The following is a 22,109-nucleotide window of genomic DNA, read 5'->3' as shown; positions in this document are numbered from 1 at the left end:
TTATTTTGACAACCGAATGTAAATACACAGGAAAAAGGCTAAGACTTGCGAAAAAATAGCTTCTGTGGTACGGTGGGCTGGCACTTTTATCTCGTTATTGATGCACAATGCACAAAAACTATGATCGACAATCTTATTTGGATTTTACTCCTGATCGTTGGCATACCAGGAGGAATTGTTGCAGGCTATTACCTGCGAAAAACATGGGCCAGTAAAGAAGCTGAGTCGGCAGATGCCAAGGCCACTCTGATTCTCGAAGAAGCAAAGACCAAACAGCGCGAGCTCCTGGTCGAAGCAAAAGACCGAGCTATTAAGCTCTTAGACGAAGCGAAGCGTGAAGAAAACACGCGACGTCAGGAACTGCAGCAATCGCAACAGCGCTTAGAACGACGCGAGGCAACTTTTGATCAAAAGTTGCTTGATATTGAGAATCGACAAAGTGAACTTACGAAGAAGGCTGAACAAATCAAAACGCTTCGAGAAGAGTTGACGCAAATTCGCGGCAAGCAAATTGAGAAGCTGGAAAAAATCGCTGAGCTTACAAAGGATGAAGGACGCGAAGTACTGCTTCGCAATCTTGAAGACAATATGAAAGAGGATCTCCTCCTCCGTATTCGCAAACTGCAGAACATTAGTCAGGAATCCTGGGAGCGAGAAGCTAAGCAAATCCTCAGCACGGTGCTACAGCGTGTTGCGTCTTCACACGTAGCTGAAACGACCACGACGGTGCTTAACCTACCAAGCGATGAAATGAAAGGCCGCATCATCGGTCGAGAAGGTCGCAACATTAAAACGATTGAACAATTAACTGGAGTGGAAATTATTGTTGACGAAACTCCTGAGTCAATTGTGATCTCCGGCTTCAATCCTATCCGACGACATGTTGCCAAGCGAGCATTAGAGAAGCTTATCCAGGATGGTCGTATTCATCCGAGTAAGATCGAAGATGCAGTCGAACAAGCAAAGAAGGATCTGGCAAATGATATTCAAAAAGCTGGTGAAGAAGCTGCCTATGAAGTTGGCGTGGCCGGCCTTGATCCAAAACTCATCCAATTGCTTGGCCGTTTAAAATACCGCACGAGCTACGGACAAAATGTGCTCCGACACTCTATTGAGGTTTCCCTCTTAGCTGGAGTTTTGGCAGCTGAGCTCGGCGCCAATGTCAGCTTTGCCAAAAAAGGTGGTTTGCTTCACGACATTGGTAAGGCCCTCGACCATGAAATCCAAGGCACGCACATGCAGATTGGATATGACATCATGAAGAAATTCGGCCTGCCAGAAGAGGTGGCCTATATTGCTCATGCTCACCATGAAGACAATCCACAGACCCTCGAGGGTGCGATTGTAAAAGTGGCTGATGCAATCTCGGGTGCTCGTCCAGGTGCTCGTAAAGACACCTATGAACAATATGTCACCCGCTTGCAAGAGCTTGAAGATGTGGTTACGTCCTTTGATGGTGTAGAAAAAGCTTTTGCTATCCAGGCTGGCCGTGAAGTGCGCATCTTTGTGAATCCGGATAAAATTGACGACTATGGTGCGACGCAGCTTGCCCGTAATATTGCGAAGAAGATTGAAACCGATCTGAACTACCCGGGCGAAATCAAAGTCAATATGCTTCGTGAAAAGCGCATCATCACCTATGCCCGCTAAGAAGGCCACACCTGAGAATCTCATCACCATACTCGCCTTTGGCGATGTGGTGGCAAAGATTGGCCGTCGAGCGCTGGCAAAAGTCATGCCTGAATTAAAGGAACGCTTCCAGCCTGATTTCATGCTGGCAAATGTTGAGAATCTGGCGCACGGTAAAGGCGTCACTCGCTCTACCTTAAATGAGTTAACTGCCCTAGGTATTGATTGCTTCACCTCGGGTAATCACATCTGGAAGAAGCCTGAGGTTTTCACCATCATGCAAGATGACAGCGTACCGCTCATACGTCCGGCAAATTATCCAGCCACTTCTCCTGGTCTAGGTGCTCGCCTCTTCCCAATTGGTGCTAAGCAACTCCTCGTGATTAATGTACAAGGACAAGCCTTCATGCAAGAGCAGGTGAGCGATCCTTTACGCACTGTTGATGAAATCTTACAGCAGCATGCAAGGGAAAAAAATATAGCCGGCACTATCGTCGACTTTCACGGAGAGGTTACGAGCGAAAAAGCTGCTATTGGGTGGTATCTCAATGGACGAGTCAGCGCGGTGCTAGGAACCCACACACACGTACCGACGGCTGATGCTTGGATTATGCCTGGTGGTACTGCTTTTATCTCCGACCTTGGTATGAGCGGAGCGCGCGATTCTGTTATTGGCGTTGATAAAGATGTTATTATTCAAAGGATGCTCACACAAATGCCTGGAGAACACACCTTCCCTGAGCATGGTCCAGCGGTTGTGGACGCAACCGTACTGCGAATTGATCCGAGTACAGGTAAGGCAGTACACATAGAGCATGTCCGCAGTCACACCGAAGTATAATATTTGTCACTTCCTTCATCATTGACCAAAAAGGTGAATATATGAACAAAGCAGAATTGTCAGAACAAATCGCCCAAAAAGTCGGCCTGTCAAAAAAACAGGTGGAGGAAGTACTTGATGCATTTGAAGGTATTACGATTGAAACGCTGCAAAAAAATGACGAAGTTACCTTAACTGGCTTTGGCACCTTTAGCGCTCGTGTACGCGAAGCACGAGGTGGCGTGAATCCACAAAACCCTTCTGAGCGTATTCAAATCCCAACAGTCACCGTGCCAAAATTCAAGGCAGGAAAGAATCTAAAAGATTCATTGAAACAAGCAACGCATGCACATCCATCATTAGATGATGTGCAAGATGAGTCACATACACCTGCAGCACCTCAGCCAAGCAATGAAGCTGTCGAAAGTGGCGAGATTACTCCCCCAACGCCGCCGTCAGTCTAAGCTTGTCTAAACATATAGCCCATGCTAGGGTGACGAGCCTAGTCATCCAAATAACATATTTCCCGCGTCTCTGGTGCGGCCGTAGCTCAGTTGGATAGAGCGACTGGCTTCGGACCAGTAGGTCGGGGGTTCGAATCCCTCCGGCCGCACCAAAGGCGTAGGACTTGCATAGAATCGGAAAACACAGTATCCTGCCTACGTTCTAAAAATTTTCGAGAAAACATTCTTACCTGGGGGCGCATAGCTCAATGGTAGAGCAGTTGCCTCTTAAGCAACGGGTTGGGGGTTCGAGTCCCTCTGCGCTCACCAGGTAAGGATGTTTTTGTTTCCGTAACACAGTTGCTAACTGGGCAAGGAGGCTCACTCTGTTCGCAACCCTTGCCCGTTTTCGCGGCCGCAAGCAAAACAGTTTGCTTGCTATCCTGAGATTCCTCAGGATGCCGCTCAAACCTTAAGCAACGGGTTGGGGGGTCAGAGCAGTTTCGTCGATAGACGAAAGTGACTGCACTGCTGCAGTCACGCACTGCGGAGACGGGTCAAGTGTTATTCCGAATTTATGAGGAATCACTTGACCCCGGACTCGAGTCCCCGCCAGTCGGCGGGCAGGCCTCTGCGCTCACCAGGTAAGGATGTTTTTGTGCTTATTGAGGAATGGCATCAATCAAAGTAAATCGCCTTTCAAAAAAGCGTCATAGCATGAATAAGGCCAGTCTTCGGGTTTCTTCACCAATCCATCTTTCACCGGGTTGAGGTGTAGATAATTCACGTGGTGATTGAAATCCCTTTGGTCACGGATGACGTGATCATGGAAGGATTTTTGCCAATGAAATTTCTGCCCATAGCTAGGATGATGTAAATTTACAAACTCCCGCAGGCGAACAAACGTTTGTTCGCCTGCGGAGGAGAAATTTATTATTCTCTTGTCATTCCAACCCAGCATACGGTTAGCCTCATGTGCGAATTGCTTCTTTATCGTAAACATACTTTTTGAAATTGAATAGCGTACTCCTGGCTCAATCAAAATATGTACATGATCTGGCATTATTACATAAGCGTATAATTTGAATTCTTTTAGCTTCTTCGCAATATATAACTGCTCAATAAATAATCGAGCAAGGGAGTTATCTAAAAAGAAAGGTTCACGGAATTTTGTTACTGTAGTAACAAAATAAACTGCCTCGGGAAGATATATTCTTTTTGTGAGTTCCTATGAAAAATAGCGATCACCTTTTTGATCGCCACATAGCCATATTATTCTAGCTCCCCGTAAAAGACAAGCGTAATGCTACAAACTTTTTTGGGAAAAGAAAAAGGCCTCTCGGCCCCGATTCGTAGTGTTGAATGGGCGGAGGCCCTTTCGTACGATCTCGGGACGTTATCTACCGCCCATAGGGCAGTGATGACGATCTTCACTAAGATCGTATGTGCTGACTACTTTCCTAGTTTGTGTAGAGAGCTTGTACTCGACCACTCTTCTGGTATGTCCCCGACACCAGCGGCGTTAGGGTATACCTTTTTGTTTTTATATCCTTTTCAAACAGGACCTAGGATGTCCTTTGACGAATAGTCGAGAAGTCTGGTCGCCTGGCTTGCAATCGGCCAAATTTCTTGACTGTTCGAGGTATAAAGTGGTCTAAAAAGTACGTTACAAGAGGAGTATAGCACAGAAAAAGACACTTGTCAACGTTTACAAGTCTCTTCTCTTTTTCGCTAAAGTCAGCGCTTTTCTTTTTCTGCGGATGAAATGCGGATAAGTCCTACTTTATGACTTGTCCCCACTCGCCTGTCGGATGGCCTGGAAGACTGCTTCTTTCACTTCAGCAAAGCTCAGACCTGTGGTGTCGAGATAATAATCGTAGTGCTTAGGGTCATCAATATTCTCAATGCCGTAGAACTTCTTGTATCGAAGCGCATAACTCTTAATCCGTCTCGCATTGCTTTGCTCTACCTTTTCTAGACTATCAAGATCACGATCCTCATTCCGCTCATGCGGATTTTTTTGCACATCGCTCCAAATACGCTTGGCACCCTCGCTAAGATCAACGTCGAGATAAATTTTAAACGAGTGTGGAATAAAATAAAACGAGGTCCTCCCCTCAATCACAAAATTATCTTTGGTCTGACCAAGTTCTCGCTGATACTCATCAATCTCATTATCAATAGTTTTATCAGACTCACCCTGAATCTCTCCCTCGAGTAGGGTCAAGCCTTTGGCGCGAGATTTCTCGCGCCAAAGTTTTCCCATGTAGTATCGCTCGATGCCAAGCTCCTGAGCAATCGCCTTTGCAACTGAGCTTTTCCCAGAGCCTGGCTTTCCTGAGATCGAGATTATCATCGTGCGCTAGTTGTGATCGCGACGATGGAAGGGTCGACGGTTGTCGTTATTGAAGCGACCCTGACCACGATGACCCTGACCATGTGGACGGCTGTGATGTGGTGGACGGTTTTCTCGTTCACCTGGCGCTTCGGTCAATGCCTTCACTGACAAGCCGATGCGACCTCGCTCCTTATCAACCGAAACCACTTTCACTTTCAGATCTTGACCGACCTGCACGACATCACTGACACGTGCAATTCGCTCATTAGAGAATTCAGAGATGTGCACCATTCCATCTTTACCTGGAAGGAGCTCGACGATAGCGCCGATTTCTTGTCCGCTCATGCGATCAGACATAATCTGAGTGACTTTACCGTCAAAGATTTCACCGACCTGAACTTCACGTGTCATGTTCTTAATCCAGTTGAGTGCCTTCTCACCCATTTCAGATTTGGTGGATGTAATCATGACCAGACCATCTTCTTCAATATCAATCTTGGTAATGTCACGACCACCGCATTCTTCAATGATGGCATTGATAGTCTCACCGCCTCGGCCAATGACTTCGCGAATCTGCTCGGGGTCAATGCGCAAGGTGTAAATGCGAGGAGCAAATGGTGACAACTCAGTGCGTGGTGATGGAATAGCTGCCAACATGGTTTCCAAAATCTGCATTCGTGCTTTACGAGCACCAGCTAAAGCTTCCTTACAGATTTCTAAACTCAAGCCTGATACTTTAATGTCCAGCTGAATAGCGGTAATACCACTAGTCGTACCAGCTACTTTGAAGTCCATACCACCGGCATGGTCTTCAATGCCCTGAATATCGGTCAACACTTTATACTCACCAGTGTCCTCATTCATGATGAGACCCATGGCAATACCAGCGACCGGGGCTTTAATCGGCACACCGGCATCCATCAACGCTAAGCTGGATCCGCAAGCTGAGGCCTGGGAAGTTGATCCGTTTGAGGAAAGCACTTCTGACACCACGCGAATGGTGTATGGGAAGTCTTCTTTATCTGGAAGCACCGGGATAAGCGCTTTTTCAGCTAAAGCACCATGTCCAATCTCTCGACGGCCTGGACCGCGCAGAGGGGCTACTTCACCAACCGAAAAGGCCGGGAAGTTGTAGTGGTGCATATAGCGTCGCTTACCGCTCTCCTCCATCGTGTCGAGGACTAATTCATCTCCTGGAGAACCTAGGGTAACAATAGACATTACCTGCGTTTCACCGCGAGCAAAGAGTCCTGAGCCATGGGTGCGAGGTAAGAGACTTACTTCGCTGGAGATTGGACGTAATTCATCGAGAGCACGTCCATCAACCCGACGACCTTCTTCAAGTACTAGGCGAGAAGATGCATTATCCATTTCTTCTTCGAGCACTTTTAGACCAGCAACTCGCTCTTCCTTTGATACATCATTATCAGCTTTCAAGAATTCATCGAGTTCCAGTTTCAACTTGGTTAGCTCTTCTTCACGCTCTTCTTCCGTCTTTAACTTCCAAATAGCTTTCAGGCGATCGGAGATAAAGGAGCGAACCTTTTGTTCAACCATTTCTCGTCGCTGCTTGTCTTCTTCACTCTCTATAGCAGTATCAGGCATGATCTTGGTCTTACCCTCTTCCTTCACGACCTGCTCGATCAAGCCCAGGGTTTCATTCATGTGCTTCTGGGCAAAGGTAATCGCCGCAAGCATGTCATCTTCTGATACTTGATTGGCGCCGGCCTCAATCATAACTACCTTTTCGCGGGTACCAGAAACAAAGAGGTCGAGATCGCTCTTTTCTCGCGCTTCGTAGCTTGGGTTAATCACCCATTCACCCTCAACACGACCGACGCGAATGCCGCCAATCGGACCATTCCACGGAATTGGTGAAATAGCTAAGGCAGTTGAGGCGGCGATCATGGACGGTACGTCAGGATCGTTCTCTTGATCAACCGAAAGCACGGTCACAACAACTTGGACGTCATTGCGAACTGCCATATCGAAGAGCGGTCGGACCGATCGGTCAATCAAACGAGCGGTAAGAACTGCTTCGTCTGTAGGTCGACCTTCTCGCTTAATGAAGCGAGAGCCTTTAATTTTACCAGCAGCGTAGAGACGCTCCTCGTAATCGACCATCAATGGGAAATAATCAATCCCATCACGGACTTGTGAACTCATCACCGCGGTGGCGAGCACAACCGTGTCACCATAACGTACGGTACATGAGCCGCTAGCCTGACCGGCAAACTTACCGGTACTAATGGTCATTGTTCGTCCCCCGATTTCTTGTGTATATGTCTTCATATACTTCCTTTCTTATGGGACAGCTGCTAAGCAGGCGCTAGATGAGCACCAATGCGTCTGCACCATGCTCAGTCTATATGTCTACCGAGCAACCTATCCCGTGAATAAAATGAATAATTAACTCAATTAAGCGGCTTGTTGATCAAGCTCGCGCACCGCTTGCCGCACTGACTCGGGCGCGTCTTCACTCTCAGCCTCTTCTCGCACAAAATCCACATCGCGACTAGGCGCGCCGGAGTTGCGAATGTACTGGAGAATCTCTCGGCTATCCATGAAATCAACTGGTCGGGCACTGGGGTCCAAAATCATCCATACTTCCGGAGTGCCATGAATAATGTGGTCGCGTAAGGAGTAGTTAAGCTCACTGCGTACGGCGAAGCGAATGCGGCTTCGTTGCGCATCTGACATCTCTACTGACCTGATCGCTTCATCGCGAGCTCTTTCAAACACCTTCACCAGCTGCTCACGTTCAATCTCAGTCAATGCCACATAGCCTTCTTCTTTTACTTTGGTCCGAGCTGCTTTTACCGTGTCACTCTCATCCAAAGCATCGACGATACGTCCCATTACTTCTTGATACACTTCTCGATCACTCTGCTCAGGAACTTCTGTTTCTCGAATCAGCATACGTGCCCGCTGCATTTGTCGGACTGACTCCTCATACTGCATACGTTCGCGAATCATGCGACCAATGTCAGTATCTGCAAGACCAGCGCGATCTAACCACGATTGTTCATAGTTAGGTCTTGGCTGTTCTGCTACTGGAACAAAGGGTCTATTTTCCGCCATTTCGATTTCGGATAAATGGAATATTCAAACGACGTCCTCCCTGCTTTTGTTGAGGGCGATGTTCATGTCCTTGATGTTTTCCTTCGTGTCCATTGTTGCCATTGCCTCGAGGTAAAGATTGCTCAACCCATGGCAAACGGGTTTTTCCTTTTGGACTAATCAGATATTTATCTGGCTCTTCTGACAAATCAGTGAACTGGTCAACTCGCTCTTTCAATTTCATTGAGCTGGATCCACCAAAGGCAACCGCCTCAACGAGTAATCCATGGTTCTGTAAAAAGTCTACCAGTGGCAGATAATCACCATCGCCCGATACGATAACTACTACATCGAGCTTTGATGCCATGCGGATAGTATCAACTGCTAAACCTACATCCCAGTCGCCCTTTTTCTGACCGCCGGAAAAAATTTGTAGGTCTTTTGAACGTACTTCGAAACCCTGCTTAGAGAGTGCATCAAAGAATGGTTGCTCTTCCTGTGTCTGGGTTTGAATAACGTAAGCCATGGCTCGAATTAAACGACGCCCAGCAATGGCTGCTTCGAGCACTTTGCCAAAGTTCACGTGCTTCCCGTATAGGTAGCGCGCTGAATAATACATATTTTGGACGTCAACAAAGACGCCAACGCGTTGGTCTTTATGTTGAATCATGATCGTGTGGTAAATGAAAAACCACTATTTCTTTAACTTCAACTTTTTCACAAGAGCTTCGTAGCGTTCGAGGCTTTCTTTTTCCAAGAATTTTAGCAAGCGACGTCGCTGGCCAATCTTGCGCAGCAAACCTCGGCGTGACGAAAAATCCTTCTTGTGATCTTGAAGGTGTCCTGTTAAGTCTTTAATCTCCTCGGTCAGGATGGCAATCTGCACTTCAGAGGATCCTGTATCCGATTCGTGTGTTTTATATTTTTTGATAATACTGTCTTTGGTTTTCTTATCCAGAGGCATAGTTTTTCCTTCTTTCCTCACGAGTAGCTGAGATAGGCACGCCTCACGTCCCATATCCAGGCTATCGTGCAATTAATAAATATGAATGAACGCCCGCACGTTACCACGAAGCGAGGCTTCTGTCAACCATAGTGGACCCAGCACAGAGCGTCTCCTCTCCGGAAAAAAGCTTAGGCAAGGGAATAATCCTCTACCCGAACACTCTGCTTCTTAGGCTCCAGTTGCTCATCATAGAGCTCGGCTGTCTTCGCACTGACGCTTTTCCACTGTAAGGCACGTCGGACAAAACGCTGCGCAGCACCGGCTACCTGGAGTCGCTGCTTTGATTGACGACCGATCTCTTTTAATTGGAGGGCTAGCGCATCAATATCGTTGACTGGGAAAAGTCGGCCGTACTCACCACCGATTTCGGGACGTAATAGTTCACGATGCTCTGGAATATCACTAGCGATAATTGGCACGCCTGCTTCCATAGCTTCAAGCACTACGATTGGTAAACCCTCTGCTCGTGAAGCGTGCACAAAAGCCCGAGCTCCTTGAAAAAGAGATTGTACGGTTCGGGGTGATTGGTAGCCAAGAAATTTTACCTGAGGTAAATCAGCTGCCTCGGCATGCAGTTGCTGCACATAACGGTCAGTGGCAGCACTCCCACCCACAATCACCAATGGTAAGCGTGATCCAGAAGCGCGGTAGGCACGGATCAGCTCTAGCACTCCTTTGTGCTGGACTAAGCGAGTAACCGCCAAGAAGTATGCGTCCCGCTGTAGGTTAAAGCGTCGTAAGACAGAACGCAGACTATAACGCGGACTGCGTGACACACCATTCGGTATATATAAGGAGTCGCGACCATACTCTTCTGCAATGTATGTCTGGATAGTTTTTGATACAGCAATAGTGGTATGCGCAAAATGCGTGGCTGTCCACTCGCCCGCTTGTAGCATCAATCGAGCTAAGAGACCCCACTTCTCATGATGTCGATCAATGCAGTGAAAAGTAGTGACCACTCGAGTAGAAGGCCGTAAGAGACGAGGTAACCAACTCATGAGGGAAGGTCCCACCCCGTGATAGTGAATAACATCGTGACCCTTCCAGATTGCGTGCAGGCTGGCGAAGAAGGTATGTGTAATCGCATCAAAGTGTTTAGTGTGCACAGTAGGCAGACTCACCAGCTGTACGCCTCGATGCCAGCGTCGATGCTGTGGAGTGTAATAAGGACGAGTATAGGCAGTCACAACAAAACCGCGCTGCACTAAGTCAGCGCTGAGTTCTTCAACGTGTCGCTCGACACCTCCATAGCGTGTCGGTATTCCTTTTTGGCCAATCATGGCGATGCGAATGCGCTTCGTCATACGGTCCTTTTTAGGTATAAAGAGTAACAGCGGAGAGTAGCAGAGAGGGATGATATTGTCAATAGATAAAGCCCTACACAATTACGAACCCCGCATTGCCAGCTCTCGTTGACAAAAAACCCTCTATTTCGTAGAATCTAGTCTGCATTCAATTACTTACGCTATGATATTCTGGATCAAAATCGGTATTATGATTGTGGCAGCGTTAATGACTGTCGCTATCTTGTTACAACAACGTGGTTCAGGCATGGGCAGCGCTTTTGGAGCTGACGTCAGTGTCTACGCTACCAAGCGTGGACTTGAAAAAATCCTCTTCATTGCTACCATTGTTTTGGCGATCGTTTTCTTAGCCCTCGCTCTCCTTTTGCTAATCCTGAACTAAAGGTTCCGTGAGAGATTTCTTCCGCACGGTCGGCAGTGCTGTCATGAAGCCTTGGCGCGCTTGGCAAGACCGTCGCAAAACCGATAGTACGACTCGATCAACCCAACGAGACCTTGATCAGCGTTTAGTACGCCAACAACAAAGTGGTCGCATACCATCGGCGGCTCAATTGCGCTACCTGCAAAAAGTGCTCAGCCGACGAGACGCGATTGTGCTCCGTATAGCCGCACTCGTGGTTGTATTTAGCGCACTATTCCTAGGTGTTCGATTTATCCAACGCCATGTTGAGTTTGTCCCTAAAGTTGGCGGCACCTATACGGAAGCTCTAGTCGGTAGCCCGAGTCGAGTAAACCCAATCTATGCAGTAGCAAATGATGTAGACCGAGACCTTTCGCGTCTTATTTACTCTGGTCTTTTCCGTCAGCAAGGTACCGATGGCTTAATCCCTGATCTTGCCACTGGCTTTCAACTTTCAGAAGATGAAAAAACCTACACCATCACTATCCGCCAAGATGCCTATTGGCACGATGGTCAACCGGTTAGCATGGACGACGTCCTTTTCACGATTGAGAGCATTCAAAACGCAGAATACCAAAGCCCGCTCTCGGTAAATTTGTCCGGGGTACAGGTGCAGCGCGTTGATGACACGTCCTTCACTTTAACGCTTCCTGAACCCTTTGCTCCATTTATTAATACGCTTACTTTCGGGATTCTCCCAGTCCATCTCTGGGGCGATGTTCCTCCTCTAAATGTCGGACTGGTCGAATACAACCTGAAGCCAGTTGGCTCTGGTCCTTATGTCTTTGAAAAGCTCACTCGAGATCGCTTGGGTAATATCAAGAGCTACACTCTTCAGCGAAATGAAAACTACTATGGACCGCAAAGCTATGTACAGACCTTGGAGTATAAATTCTATCCTGATTTCCAAAGCGCTATTTCAGCGGTAGAGAATAAGAAGGTGGACGGGATTAGCTTCGTTCCTGAAGAGCTCCAAAAAGATGTTGAGAACGAGCGTGGTCTTAACTTTGTCCAACTTAACTTGCCACAATATACGGCAATCTTCTTTAACCAAAAAACGAATACGCGCTTCCAAGATAAAAAAGTACGCCAAGCTCTCGCCCTCGCCACAGATAAACAAGGTCTTATTGATAGTGTACTCCAAGGCGAAGGCGAATCTGTTGATGGCCCTATCCTGCCAGGCATGCTCGGATTCAACCCAGAGATGACCACCTATAACTATGACCTCGACCGCGCAAATGGTTTATTAGAAGAGGCGGGTTGGAAATATCCGGAGGACGCCGAGGTGCGACAGAAAAATGGATCTGACCTGGCCTTCACACTCACTACTTCTGATCGCGAACTCTATGTACAGGCTGCTCAACTCCTAGCCGAGCAATGGGCGAAAATTGGAGTACGAGTTGAAATAAATATTCTCGATGCTAATCGTATCCAGAGTGAATCAATTAAGCCTCGCTCCTATGAAGCCCTTCTCTTCGGAGAAATTATCGGCTTTGATCCTGATCCTTATCCTTTCTGGCACTCATCACAACAACGTGATCCAGGTCTCGCACTGGCTATCTTTTTCCAAAAAGATTCTGACAAGGCCCTCGAAAGAGCTCGCCAAGTTACCAGCGAAGAGGAAAGAAAGCTTAAGTACGTAGAGTTTCAAAATATTCTCGCCGACGAAGTGCCTGCTATTTTCCTGTATCAGCCAATCTATACCTACGGACTCAGCGCAAAAGTGAAAGGCTATTCAACTACTTTCATTGAAGTTCCTTCTGATCGATTCGCCCATATTGAAAACTGGTATATTTCTACCAGCCTGCGCTGGCATTAGTTGACGTATCCCAAGAGACAAGGTAAAGAAAACTCATGCCGGGATGGTGAAAGTGAGGTGCACGTCCCGCATCTGTGGGGGGCGAGTGGCGGAATTGGTAGACGCGCACGGTTCAGAGCCGTGTGGAAGTAATTCCGTGAGAGTTCAAGTCTCTCCTCGCCCACCACTAGTGCGGGATGGCCGCAAGGCCATGGAGGTTCCCGCCCGATCGCGCCTGAACGTAAGCGATGGCGGGCGGGCAAATCCTCTTCCCGGCACCACGATCGGTGTGATGTTTAATCCCACGCCATAGTCATGAAAGAAAATAGTGCTAAAATAGGTAGTAGTAGATAATACCAGTAACTCTTTTTTATGCAGAAAAAAATAGTCATCGGACTCATTGTTATCGCAATCATCATTATTGGCGGCATCCTATTTTCACGCGGGACCAACCAAGTAAATCAAAATACTTCTACGACTGGCACGAACACAAGCACTGGATCAAACGCTAATACCACAACAACATCGGGAAACGCTTTAATTACTCTTACGCAAAGCGAGCTCGCCCAACACAACAGCTCACGGGACTGTTGGTTACTCATCGATGGAAATATCTATGTTGCTACAAGCTATCTGCCACAGCATCCAGGTGGATCAAGGGAGATCACACCCTACTGCGGTAAGGATGCGAGCACGGCTTTTGCGACACAAGGCGGTCGAGGTCAACATTCCAACCTGGCTGACGCGCAACTCAATGCGCTCTTGCTTGGATCGCTTGGAAGTGAAGTGACTCAAGCGAAGGTAAACGCCCTCAACTAAATAACCTATAGCAAGCAAAAGAAAGACGCTCGGGCCATAAAGGTCCGAGCGTCGCGTTTAGGCTGAAACACCAGCTGACTGCTCCTGGAGGAAGCTCATCATCTCGAGGACGATTCCATGCGTGGCATCAGTCTGCACGTCCCAGGTATCCAGGACCAGCTGCACGCCGCTCATGCCAAACATGTGCATATGCGGGTGCAGCAGCGCCTTCCAGGCAGTGTACTCCGTGAACTCGCCGTCGAAGCGCTCATCCTCCGGCCGATGCGTTCCAGCGCTGGCAATGACGCGACTCGCCCAGTCACGCAACCCAGCCTCGAAGTCATCCATCTCTCGCATCTTCCCTCCCAATGGTTAGAGACAAGGATTGATGAATATGAGAACAGTATAGCGCTTTGACACTTAGGTCAATACGCTACTTTTTGACACATGAAAGAGCTGGGGTAAATAGATTGTACTAGTAGGGTAAGACAATATTTTAACTACTTGGAGCCTATGGGACCTCTCAAACGCGGTATACGTAACACCTTCAGAAATCTCCTTCGCACTTTCTCGGTCATGCTCATTCTCGGTATCAGCCTTGGTCTCGTATTGGTGATGTTATCAGCTCGCTCTGCTGTTGATCAGCGCATCACCGAGGTAAAAGAACGCATTGGGAATACCGTTACCATTAACTCCGCCGGCGCGCGGGGATTTTTAGGTGGAGGCGAGCCCCTTACTCAGGAGCAAATAGATGCTGTAGCGACAATCTCTCACGTCAGCTCGGTTGATGCTACGATTGATGCACAACTCATCCCTGATACTGATACTACCCTACAATCTCCCATCGAGGCAGGGACTCTAGGTAATCGCCAAGGTCGGGCTTTTCGGGTCGAGGGTGGTGCTGCCGGACAAAGTGCAAACGACAGCACTAATGAGCCACCAGTAAACTTTACTCCGCCAATCTTCGCAATTGGTACTTCAAATCCTCGTTATGCGGGTGAGCTTGTTGGTGCCAATGTCACTTTAAGCGAAGGCGAATACTTTGATGGATCCTCAAGTGATTATGTGGCTATTCTTGGAAAAAATGTGGCGGAAAAAAATAGTCTCAGTGTTGGATCGACATTTACCGCCTTTGCTACAACGATTACCGTGAGTGGAATTTACGATGCTGGAAATGAATTCTCCAATAACTCTGTGCTCTTTCCAATGCATACCCTGCAGCTACTCTCTGGGCAGGATGGTCAAATCAACTCAGCAGTAGCTCACATCGACTCAGCCGATAATATTGCCTCGGCCAGTGATGCGATTAGCCAACAATTAGGCAGCGCAGCAGATATCACCTCATCCGAGGAAACAGTCACGCAGGCAATCGAACCCTTAGAAAATATTCAAACCATTGCCACAACGAGTTTAATAGGCGCCCTCCTCGCAGCCACCGTGATCACCCTCCTCACCATGATTATGATAGTACGAGAGCGCCGTAAAGAAATAGCTGTACTGAAGGCTATTGGCGGCAGCGATGCGAGCATTGTGAGTCAGTTTGTGAGTGAGGCCGTTATGCTCTCTCTGCTTGGAGGTGTCATTGGTACTGTACTCGGCTTCATTTTTAGCAACCCGATTCTCGATTCACTCCTACGATCCTCTAGCTCTGAACCCAGCTTCACCAGTTCTGGGCCAGGCGGTGGATTTGCTCGCGTAGCCGTAGGAGGATTTCGGGCACTAGGGAACACAATTCAGGACCTGCAGGCGGTGTTAGATTTCCGTCTTATTGCCTACGGTTTCCTAGCAGCTATTCTTATCGCCATAATCGGATCTGCTTTCCCAGCCTGGCTGATTGGCAAAGTTCGTCCAGCTGAAGTACTCCGAGGAGAATAATCACTATGCTTAAAGTAGATAAACTTTCCAAAACCTTTACAAGTGGAAATAATAGCGTTCACGCTGTGCGAGATGTCGCGTTTACCCTGGATAGCGGAAAGCTAGCTGCTATCGTAGGAAAAAGTGGTAGCGGTAAAAGCACGCTTCTTGCACTGCTTGGTACGCTTGATCAGGCTGATGAAGGTAGTATTGCAGTAGAGCATGACGAGGTAACCAAATTCAGCGGTCAGGAACTCCTTCGCTACCGGCGATCAACTATTGGATTTATTTTTCAAAGCTACAACCTTATCCCAAATCTTACGGCCCTGGAAAATGTCATGCTGCCAATGGAATTTAATAAGATAAGTAGCGAGGAAAGAAAAAAACGAGCAACTCACCTACTCTCACAAGTAGGCCTAACAAAAGATAAGCTCACGCGTCGCCCTGGAAAGCTTTCGGGAGGTGAACAGCAACGCGTAGCAATTGCCCGCGCTCTAGCAAATCAGCCAAAACTTATTTTAGCTGATGAGCCGACCGGAAATTTAGACACTCAAACAGCAAAAACGATTATTGAATTGTTGCATCATCTAGCTAAAACAGAGCACACAACAATTATTATCGTGACGCATGATACCGAGGTAGCGAAGCAGGCTGATGAAATTTATCAGCTACAGGACGGTCGCTTACACAAACAGCACTAGGTGTCTTTTGCGAGATTAGTCACACCATCGAAGTGATCTTCCACTTCGTCAGTTTTACTTGGCTGCACTGTATCGAATTTGTGTTCCGGTGGGGTATAGAGCGTATAGAGCTTTATATCCTCCTCACCGGTATTCATGATATTGTGCCAAGTGCCAGCTGGGATAACTAGAGCATCATCGGCCACTATTTCCTTCTCCTCCTCATCGATGATCGCCTTACCCTTTCCTTGCTCCAAGCGAATAAACTGATCTAGGCCGTGTCGTTCGCTTCCAATTTCTTCACCCGGTTTCAGACTCATAAGGACAAGTTGGCTATTATAGGTTGTATAAAGCACACGACGATAGTCGGTATTTTGTAATGTCGCCTCTTCGATATTGATGAGAAAGCCTCGCATTTTAATATCTCCCGCTTTACTGTTTATAGTTTTACGTTACTCCTCCTTACCCATCTCGACAAGTGAAGCATTGACGAAGTTATAAAGAACACGTACTATGTCTCTGTTCTCATTTACGGGGTGTGGCGCAGTTGGCTAGCGCGCCTGCTTTGGGAGCAGGAGGCCGAGAGTTCGAGTCTCTCCACCCCGACCATGACATACTGATAGTAAAATACCTTTACGGCTATGGGGGACTTCAATGAACACCTTCTCTCTTGACGAAAAGAGTTTTTTCTACTATTCTACGCTGGTCTCGCACGGGTCTGTCCGCTGAAGCCTCTGGGCGAAGGTGGGGGTTGTGCGATTTTTTTGAGAAGCTATAAACGTGTATGTCTACTGAACAAAATATTCGCAACGTCGCAATTATTGCCCACGTTGATCATGGCAAAACTACTCTAGTCGACGCCCTACTGCGTCAATCAAAAACACACCTGAAAAAAGATCAGGCTGGTGCCAATTTAATAATGGACTCTAATGATTTAGAACGTGAACGAGGTATTACCATTTTTTCAAAAAACGCCTCGGTACTTTGGCATGATACAAAGATCAACATTATTGATACCCCGGGTCACACAGACTTTGGTGGCGAAGTAGAACGAGTATTGAATATGGCTGATGGCTGTTTACTACTGGTTGATGCAAAAGAAGGACCGATGCCCCAAACCCGATTTGTATTGAAGAAGGCGCTGGCTATGGGACTGCGCATCATTGTGGTAGTAAATAAAATCGATAAGGCTGATGCGCAACCAGACCATGTACTCAATCAGACCTTTGACCTTTTTGTTGAGTTGGGTGCTGATGATGCAACACTTGATTTCCCTGTGGTCTATGCTTCAGCAAAGGCTGGCAAGGCTGGCATCGAGCCAAACTTGAACAATATGACCGATGTGTCTCCTATTTTTGAAGCTATCCTTGCCCACGTACCAAAGCCAAAAGGCGACGCTGCAAAACCGCTGCAGATGTTGGTGACCACCATTGCAGCTGATAACTTCCTTGGTCGCATTGCTACTGGTCGCATTGCCAATGGGGTCATGAAATCTGGTCAACAGATCGTGCACATCAATCGCTTGGGAGAGCAGAAGAAATATCGCATGAGCAACCTCATGACCTACCAAGGGTTGGAGCGTGTTGAAACAACTGAGGCAAGCGCCGGAGATATTGTCGCTATCGCTGGAATCCCGGATGCAACTATCGGAGAAACTCTTGCCGATGCAAATGATCCAATTGCTTTACCGCTGCTCGATATTGAAGAGCCAACAGTGAAGATGACTTTTAGTGTGAACGACTCCCCATTTGCCGGACAAGAGGGTGAGTATTGCACTTCTCGTCAGATCCAAGAACGTCTAGTTAAAGAGCTGGAAACTGACTTAGCGTTGCGAGTAGAGGATGCGCCAAATGGTGGTTGGGTAGTCTCAGGTCGCGGAGAACTTCACTTAGCTATATTAATTGAGCGCTTACGACGAGAGGGATATGAATTCCAAGTATCTCGACCTGAGGTAATTCTCAAAGAAGAAGACGGTAAGATGCTGGCTCCTTTTGATCGAGTTTCGGTTGAGGTGCCAGAAGCGCATAGTGGCCCAGTTATTCAGAAGCTGGGTGCTCGTGGTGGCACTATGGAAGATATGGAAACCCACGAAGGTATTACCTACATTGAATTTGTTATTCCGACACGTGGACTCTTTGGCTACCGCAATGCTTTCCTAACCGACACGCGGGGTTTGGGCATTATGCATACTGCTTTTGAAGAATATCGACCTGATCATAGCAAGCGATATGAGCGTGAAACTGGCTCCTTGGTTGCTCATGAAACAGGTACAGCAAATGCCTATGGAATATTGAATGTACAAGATCGCGGCATCTTTTTCATTGGTCCAGGTGCCGAGGTGTATAAAGGACAGGTAGTTGGTCAGAACTCTCGCGATGAAGATATCCGCGTGAACGTCTGTAAAGCAAAGCAGCTTTCAAACATGCGCTCTAAAGGCGATGGTGAAAGTGAGCATATCAACGCACCAAAAATTATGGACCTAGAGGATGCCCTGGACTTTATTTCTGATGATGAGCTTGTCGAAGTGACCCCTAAGGCCGTCCGCATCCGCAAAAAAATACTGGACGAAGCAGAGGCACGGCGCGCCGCAAAAGGAATTAAGTAATTCGGATGTAAAAGGCCCCCATGAGTCAGATGACCCATGGGGGAACTTGAGGTACGACCTTCTCAGGCTAGCCTACCAGCCCAATGAAGGAGAGGCCTCGTACCAACTCGACCTGAACCATGAAGTCCACGGGGAACTTCGCTCTGATGAGCACCTCCTCCTCGTCCTCGCCGGCTCGAACCGGACCCGACGGAAGTGCCATCAGCGCGAGTACCCCAAAGAGCAACAGGACTTTCTTCATTCCAACCCCTAAGGTAAGCACGTCCATCCAGTGAATGGGCGTGTTGTCCAGCAACGGTCTTTCACGTACCCGCGGTACATGGGGGGACCATTTCCTTGGATTCGTGAAAGGTTCAGTGGTCGGCAAAACAGAGCCTTTGACGACCAGGCCTAGCATAGCATACTTAAAAAAATTGCCTAGTGGGAAGATGTATTACGCTTCTTGCCTGATCTGGGGTCACTTGCTCGATATATTTTATCGGCCAAGTTATTGAGAGCACTTATATAAGTTGTAAAAGCTCGTAAGACCAGCTTAACTGGATCCTGTGTATCTTGATGGATTTGCCATTCTTGAATCCTTCGAAAGAACGACATATCAATGTAGTGCAAACCACAGCTGCCCAATCACCAGGACAAGTTGAGCAAGAGTTAGTAAAAAAAGTTGCCCATCGAGCGTACGAAAAAACCTAGCCCAATGATTAGGCTTTGTAAGCTTTGTATCACTGTGCGCGATTGCCTCCATAACTTTTGGCTGACTAACAAAATGAGACTTTGTCCTATCAACAAACACCACAGCCTGGTACGATGCAACGATAGCTAAGAGTATTCCAAGCACCGCAATCACCTGAGCCGGCAACCAATTCCAATACAATCCCAGATTAGCCACTGCGAGCACTACATTCTCTCCTAAGAAGAAAAGGAGTGCAGCTGCACGAAAACTCTCGTACTCTGGCCAGAGTGCGATCTGTTTAAATTGTGGTTCGATTGGGTCTTTTGGCAAAATGCGAAAGATTATCGCTAATTCTCTGCACATGCCTGGAGTCAGAATTGAACTGACGACGCCAGCCTCTTCAGGGCTGCGCTCTACCACTGAGCTATCCAGGCCAGACATGTGAAGAGAATGTTGTGGGACGCAAACGACTATAGCAAATAGTTTTGAAGAAGACAAGAGGGTGTGCCAAAATAGGGTGAACACTTTTTGTGTTCCCTGAAATGAAAATTGAGCCCGTCTTTATTGACCAAAACGCATTTCTTTGCTATACTACTCATGTACGTGAAAAACGCGTACGGGAAGACTCAAGTGTTCCGCATTGATCGGAACGCTTGTTCGCATATACAAACAAACATCAAAAACATGTACCAAGAGGACCTTATCCTCGAAAAAACAAAATGGTTTGATACCATCGCAGCAGTAGCGGTTTCTATTATGCTGCTCATTGTAGGCGCAATTGCTCTACGTTGGTTTGAGCTAGAATTTTCCACCGCCCACGCCCAGACAACTGAGCAGGTAAAAACAACTCAGGTACAACCGACTAGTATTCATGAAAGTTTTTATGAAGGATATATTGCTCCTGCGCATTTGTTAATGCAGGTAGTCCCAACGTCCCCCGACTTTATTACCGTCTCAGAACAAGAAGTTCAACCAATTTCTCGATCATTCTGGCATACGCTTTTTGGCATTCACACTGCTCAAGCAGCCGAAGTGCAGGAGTACCAAGCCGAGTTAGTAGCACAATCTCATGAGTATATCCGACTTGCTCCTGGGAAATCTTTTACCGTTTCAGCTGAATATAAAAACACCGGCACAGCTACCTGGAGTGCGACCGATAACAATTTTATTGCCCTTAATGTAGACCAGCCGGCTGGTCGTATCAGCGCTTTTCAACATAGTTTCTGGAATGAGCACTATTATCGTCCGGCTCGATTAAAACAAGGACCTATCGCTCCTGGGCAAAACGCTACCCTCAATTTCGCTATCCATGCGCCGAACGAGCCTGGTACTTATGTGGAGCATTTCAAGCTGGTAGCCGAGAACAAAGCTTGGATTGAAGGAGGCGAATTAACGCTCACCATCATTGTTGCTAGCCCTTATGAAGCAAAGCTCGCCAACCAATCAGCGAAGGTGATTGGCATGGATCCAGGTCGCGCTATTACCGTTTGGGCGGATTTTAAAAACGTCGGAACTACAACCTGGACAAACACTGGTGATCATTTTATTGCGCTTAATGTAGATCAGCCGGCTGGTCGGACAAGTCCTTTTACTCATAGCTACTGGAAATATGACTATCGTCCTGCTCGTCTGCTCCAATCAAGCGTTCGCCCTGGAGAAACTGGTCGAGTCGTTTTTGCCCTACAAGCACCTGAAGAAATTGGGGTGTACACAGAACACTTTGGACTAGTGGCCGAGGATCTCACCTGGCTAGCTGGCGGCAAAGTCGCCTATCAATTGCGGGTAGGTAATCCTAATGTGCTTGAGCAAAGTTATAATGAGCCAAGTATCCGAGTTGGTATCAGCGCGGTGCAGGATGAAATTACCGTGGCTGGAAACGGAGCCATGCAACTTATGTATCAAGGTGAAGCCTTAGACCAGGTTTCAGGCACGGAAATACGAATACGCTATGCGAATGGCGTTTACACTGCGAGTTACGCCGGTATCGCCTTTACTCGACCAGAGGCTTTTCAAATAGCTCCGGTAGGAAACACAATTCTGGAAGTGACAAGTTATGAAAATCGACCGGGTTGGAATCCTAACCTCAACGACAACCGTTTCCGCGGAAATATCGAGCTGCGCTACGCAGAGGAAAGCGATACGCTTTGGCTTATCAATGAATTAGCTCTTGAACAATATCTCCGCGGTATTGCAGAAACCTCTAACGATAGCGAAGCTGAATTCCAAAAAACACTCATGATCGCTGCTCGTTCCTATGCCTGGTATCACGTGCAGCGTAATACAAAACATGCTGACGAGCATTTCACTGTTGACGCGACGTATGACCAAGTCTATCGGGGCTATGGCTTTGAGCTACGATCACCGAATGTCAGCGCAGCAGTCGATGCGACTCGCGGACAAGTAGTCGCCTATCAGGATGAAGCTGTTATTACTCCCTACTTCTCCCACTCTGATGGACGTACTCGCAGCTGGGAAGAGGTATGGGGCGGCGGACCAAAAGCCTGGCTCGTCTCAGTCCCCGACCCTGCTAGTGAAGGATTAACAATGAATGGCCATGGAGTTGGTATGAGTGCTCGAGGAGCCCTAGACATGGCAGCGAATGGAAAAATTGCCGCGGAAATACTTCGCTACTTCTATACAGACACTACACTAAAAAACGTATACGAGTAAACGCTCTCCACACATGCGTATAAAAATAAAA

Annotated in this window: 21 protein-coding genes and 5 tRNA genes; 14 read left to right on the top strand and 12 right to left on the bottom strand. The window is 47.5% G+C overall.

Translation table 11 applies throughout. The features are described from left to right. Nucleotides 1-120: 120 nt before the first annotated feature. The 5 genes from rny to H6760_00185 all read left to right on the top strand — a co-directional run bounded on the left by rny (nt 121) and on the right by H6760_00185 (nt 3,222). The gene (rny, locus tag H6760_00205) at nt 121-1,650 is read left to right on the top strand and encodes a ribonuclease Y (GenBank protein USN54047.1); all 1,530 of its coding nucleotides are present in this window, start codon (nt 121-123) and stop codon (nt 1,648-1,650) included. Beyond that, nucleotides 1,640-2,470: a YmdB family metallophosphoesterase gene (locus H6760_00200; GenBank protein ID USN53584.1), complete on the top strand. Its 831-nt coding sequence runs from the start codon at nt 1,640-1,642 to the stop codon at nt 2,468-2,470. Before rny ends, H6760_00200 begins: the two co-directional genes overlap by 11 nt. A gap of 41 nt (nt 2,471-2,511) precedes the next feature. Continuing rightward, on the top strand, nt 2,512-2,913 hold the full coding sequence (locus H6760_00195) for an HU family DNA-binding protein (protein ID USN53583.1): 402 nt from the start codon (nt 2,512-2,514) through the stop codon (nt 2,911-2,913). A gap of 75 nt (nt 2,914-2,988) precedes the next feature. Next, a tRNA-Arg gene (locus H6760_00190) sits at nt 2,989-3,065 on the top strand. An 82-nt stretch (nt 3,066-3,147) separates the two neighbouring features. Then, nucleotides 3,148-3,222 (top strand) — tRNA-Lys (locus tag H6760_00185). Nucleotides 3,223-3,574: 352 nt separating this feature from the next. Here the strand turns inward: H6760_00185 and H6760_00180 are convergent. From H6760_00180 to H6760_00150, 7 genes are all read right to left on the bottom strand, one after another. Next, on the bottom strand, nt 3,575-4,105 hold the full coding sequence (locus tag H6760_00180) for a transposase (protein USN54046.1): 531 nt from the start codon (nt 4,103-4,105) through the stop codon (nt 3,575-3,577). A 570-nt stretch (nt 4,106-4,675) separates the two neighbouring features. Continuing rightward, a complete protein-coding gene (locus H6760_00175) occupies nt 4,676-5,248 on the bottom strand; it encodes a (d)CMP kinase (protein USN53582.1) in 573 nt (190 codons plus the stop codon). A gap of 6 nt (nt 5,249-5,254) precedes the next feature. Next, nucleotides 5,255-7,522 (bottom strand): polyribonucleotide nucleotidyltransferase, encoded by a 2,268-nt coding sequence (locus H6760_00170; GenBank protein USN53581.1) that lies wholly within the window; start codon nt 7,520-7,522, stop codon nt 5,255-5,257. Nucleotides 7,523-7,648: 126 nt separating this feature from the next. Next, nucleotides 7,649-8,311, bottom strand: a complete 663-nt coding sequence (locus H6760_00165; protein USN53580.1) for a hypothetical protein — start codon at nt 8,309-8,311, stop codon at nt 7,649-7,651. Beyond that, the gene (locus tag H6760_00160) at nt 8,298-8,960 is read right to left on the bottom strand and encodes an NYN domain-containing protein (GenBank protein USN53579.1); all 663 of its coding nucleotides are present in this window, start codon (nt 8,958-8,960) and stop codon (nt 8,298-8,300) included. Before H6760_00160 ends, H6760_00165 begins: the two co-directional genes overlap by 14 nt. 24 nt (nt 8,961-8,984) lie before the next feature. Beyond that, a complete protein-coding gene (gene rpsO / locus H6760_00155) occupies nt 8,985-9,254 on the bottom strand; it encodes a 30S ribosomal protein S15 (protein USN53578.1) in 270 nt (89 codons plus the stop codon). Between the two features lie 170 nt (nt 9,255-9,424). Then, nucleotides 9,425-10,603 (bottom strand): glycosyltransferase family 4 protein, encoded by a 1,179-nt coding sequence (locus tag H6760_00150; GenBank protein ID USN53577.1) that lies wholly within the window; start codon nt 10,601-10,603, stop codon nt 9,425-9,427. A gap of 163 nt (nt 10,604-10,766) precedes the next feature. Between H6760_00150 and secG the strand changes: the two genes are divergently transcribed. The 4 genes from secG to H6760_00130 all read left to right on the top strand — a co-directional run bounded on the left by secG (nt 10,767) and on the right by H6760_00130 (nt 13,620). Next, nucleotides 10,767-10,985 (top strand): preprotein translocase subunit SecG, encoded by a 219-nt coding sequence (gene secG / locus H6760_00145; protein ID USN53576.1) that lies wholly within the window; start codon nt 10,767-10,769, stop codon nt 10,983-10,985. A gap of 43 nt (nt 10,986-11,028) precedes the next feature. After that, nucleotides 11,029-12,822, top strand: coding sequence for a hypothetical protein (locus tag H6760_00140; GenBank protein ID USN53575.1), 1,794 nt, complete (start codon nt 11,029-11,031; stop codon nt 12,820-12,822). 79 nt (nt 12,823-12,901) lie between these two features. Next, nucleotides 12,902-12,988: transfer RNA gene (locus tag H6760_00135), tRNA-Leu, on the top strand. A 185-nt stretch (nt 12,989-13,173) separates the two neighbouring features. Beyond that, the gene (locus H6760_00130) at nt 13,174-13,620 is read left to right on the top strand and encodes a cytochrome b5 domain-containing protein (GenBank protein USN53574.1); all 447 of its coding nucleotides are present in this window, start codon (nt 13,174-13,176) and stop codon (nt 13,618-13,620) included. A gap of 57 nt (nt 13,621-13,677) precedes the next feature. Here H6760_00130 and H6760_00125 read toward each other — a convergent pair whose 3' ends face one another. After that, the gene (locus tag H6760_00125) at nt 13,678-13,947 is read right to left on the bottom strand and encodes a hypothetical protein (GenBank protein ID USN53573.1); all 270 of its coding nucleotides are present in this window, start codon (nt 13,945-13,947) and stop codon (nt 13,678-13,680) included. 165 nt (nt 13,948-14,112) lie between these two features. On the opposite strand from H6760_00125, the gene H6760_00120 reads away from it, so the two are divergent. Both H6760_00120 and H6760_00115 read left to right on the top strand, forming a co-directional pair. Next, on the top strand, nt 14,113-15,474 hold the full coding sequence (locus tag H6760_00120; GenBank protein ID USN53572.1) for an ABC transporter permease: 1,362 nt from the start codon (nt 14,113-14,115) through the stop codon (nt 15,472-15,474). Between the two features lie 5 nt (nt 15,475-15,479). After that, nucleotides 15,480-16,154 carry an ABC transporter ATP-binding protein gene (locus H6760_00115; GenBank protein ID USN53571.1) on the top strand — a complete coding sequence of 225 codons (675 nt, stop codon included), beginning with the start codon at nt 15,480-15,482 and terminating at the stop codon, nt 16,152-16,154. Here the strand turns inward: H6760_00115 and H6760_00110 are convergent. Further along, complete coding sequence (locus H6760_00110; GenBank protein ID USN53570.1) at nt 16,151-16,549, bottom strand: cupin domain-containing protein; 399 nt, start codon at nt 16,547-16,549, stop codon at nt 16,151-16,153. The two genes, H6760_00115 and H6760_00110, sit on opposite strands and share 4 nt — an antisense overlap. Nucleotides 16,550-16,665: 116 nt before the next feature. Here H6760_00110 and H6760_00105 point away from each other — a divergent pair. Both H6760_00105 and typA read left to right on the top strand, forming a co-directional pair. Beyond that, a tRNA-Pro gene (locus H6760_00105) sits at nt 16,666-16,742 on the top strand. 175 nt (nt 16,743-16,917) lie between these two features. Beyond that, nucleotides 16,918-18,738 carry a translational GTPase TypA gene (gene typA, locus H6760_00100; GenBank protein USN53569.1) on the top strand — a complete coding sequence of 607 codons (1,821 nt, stop codon included), beginning with the start codon at nt 16,918-16,920 and terminating at the stop codon, nt 18,736-18,738. Nucleotides 18,739-18,805: 67 nt separating this feature from the next. Here typA and H6760_00095 read toward each other — a convergent pair whose 3' ends face one another. The 3 genes from H6760_00095 to H6760_00085 form a co-directional block, all read right to left on the bottom strand. Next, nucleotides 18,806-19,006 carry a hypothetical protein gene (locus H6760_00095; GenBank protein USN53568.1) on the bottom strand — a complete coding sequence of 67 codons (201 nt, stop codon included), beginning with the start codon at nt 19,004-19,006 and terminating at the stop codon, nt 18,806-18,808. A gap of 327 nt (nt 19,007-19,333) precedes the next feature. Next, nucleotides 19,334-19,738 (bottom strand): hypothetical protein, encoded by a 405-nt coding sequence (locus H6760_00090; GenBank protein USN53567.1) that lies wholly within the window; start codon nt 19,736-19,738, stop codon nt 19,334-19,336. Nucleotides 19,739-19,770: 32 nt separating this feature from the next. Continuing rightward, nucleotides 19,771-19,842 (bottom strand) — tRNA-Phe (locus tag H6760_00085). Nucleotides 19,843-20,005: 163 nt separating this feature from the next. Here H6760_00085 and H6760_00080 point away from each other — a divergent pair. Next, nucleotides 20,006-22,078 carry a hypothetical protein gene (locus tag H6760_00080; protein ID USN53566.1) on the top strand — a complete coding sequence of 691 codons (2,073 nt, stop codon included), beginning with the start codon at nt 20,006-20,008 and terminating at the stop codon, nt 22,076-22,078. Nucleotides 22,079-22,109 lie beyond the last annotated feature (31 nt).

Source organism: Candidatus Nomurabacteria bacterium, assembly GCA_023898465.1.
GTDB lineage: Bacteria > Patescibacteriota > Patescibacteriia > HK-STAS-PATE-3 > HK-STAS-PATE-3 > HK-STAS-PATE-3.
The sequence above is the reverse complement of the archived record's forward strand: the minus strand, read 5'-3'. Positions and strand labels throughout refer to the sequence as shown.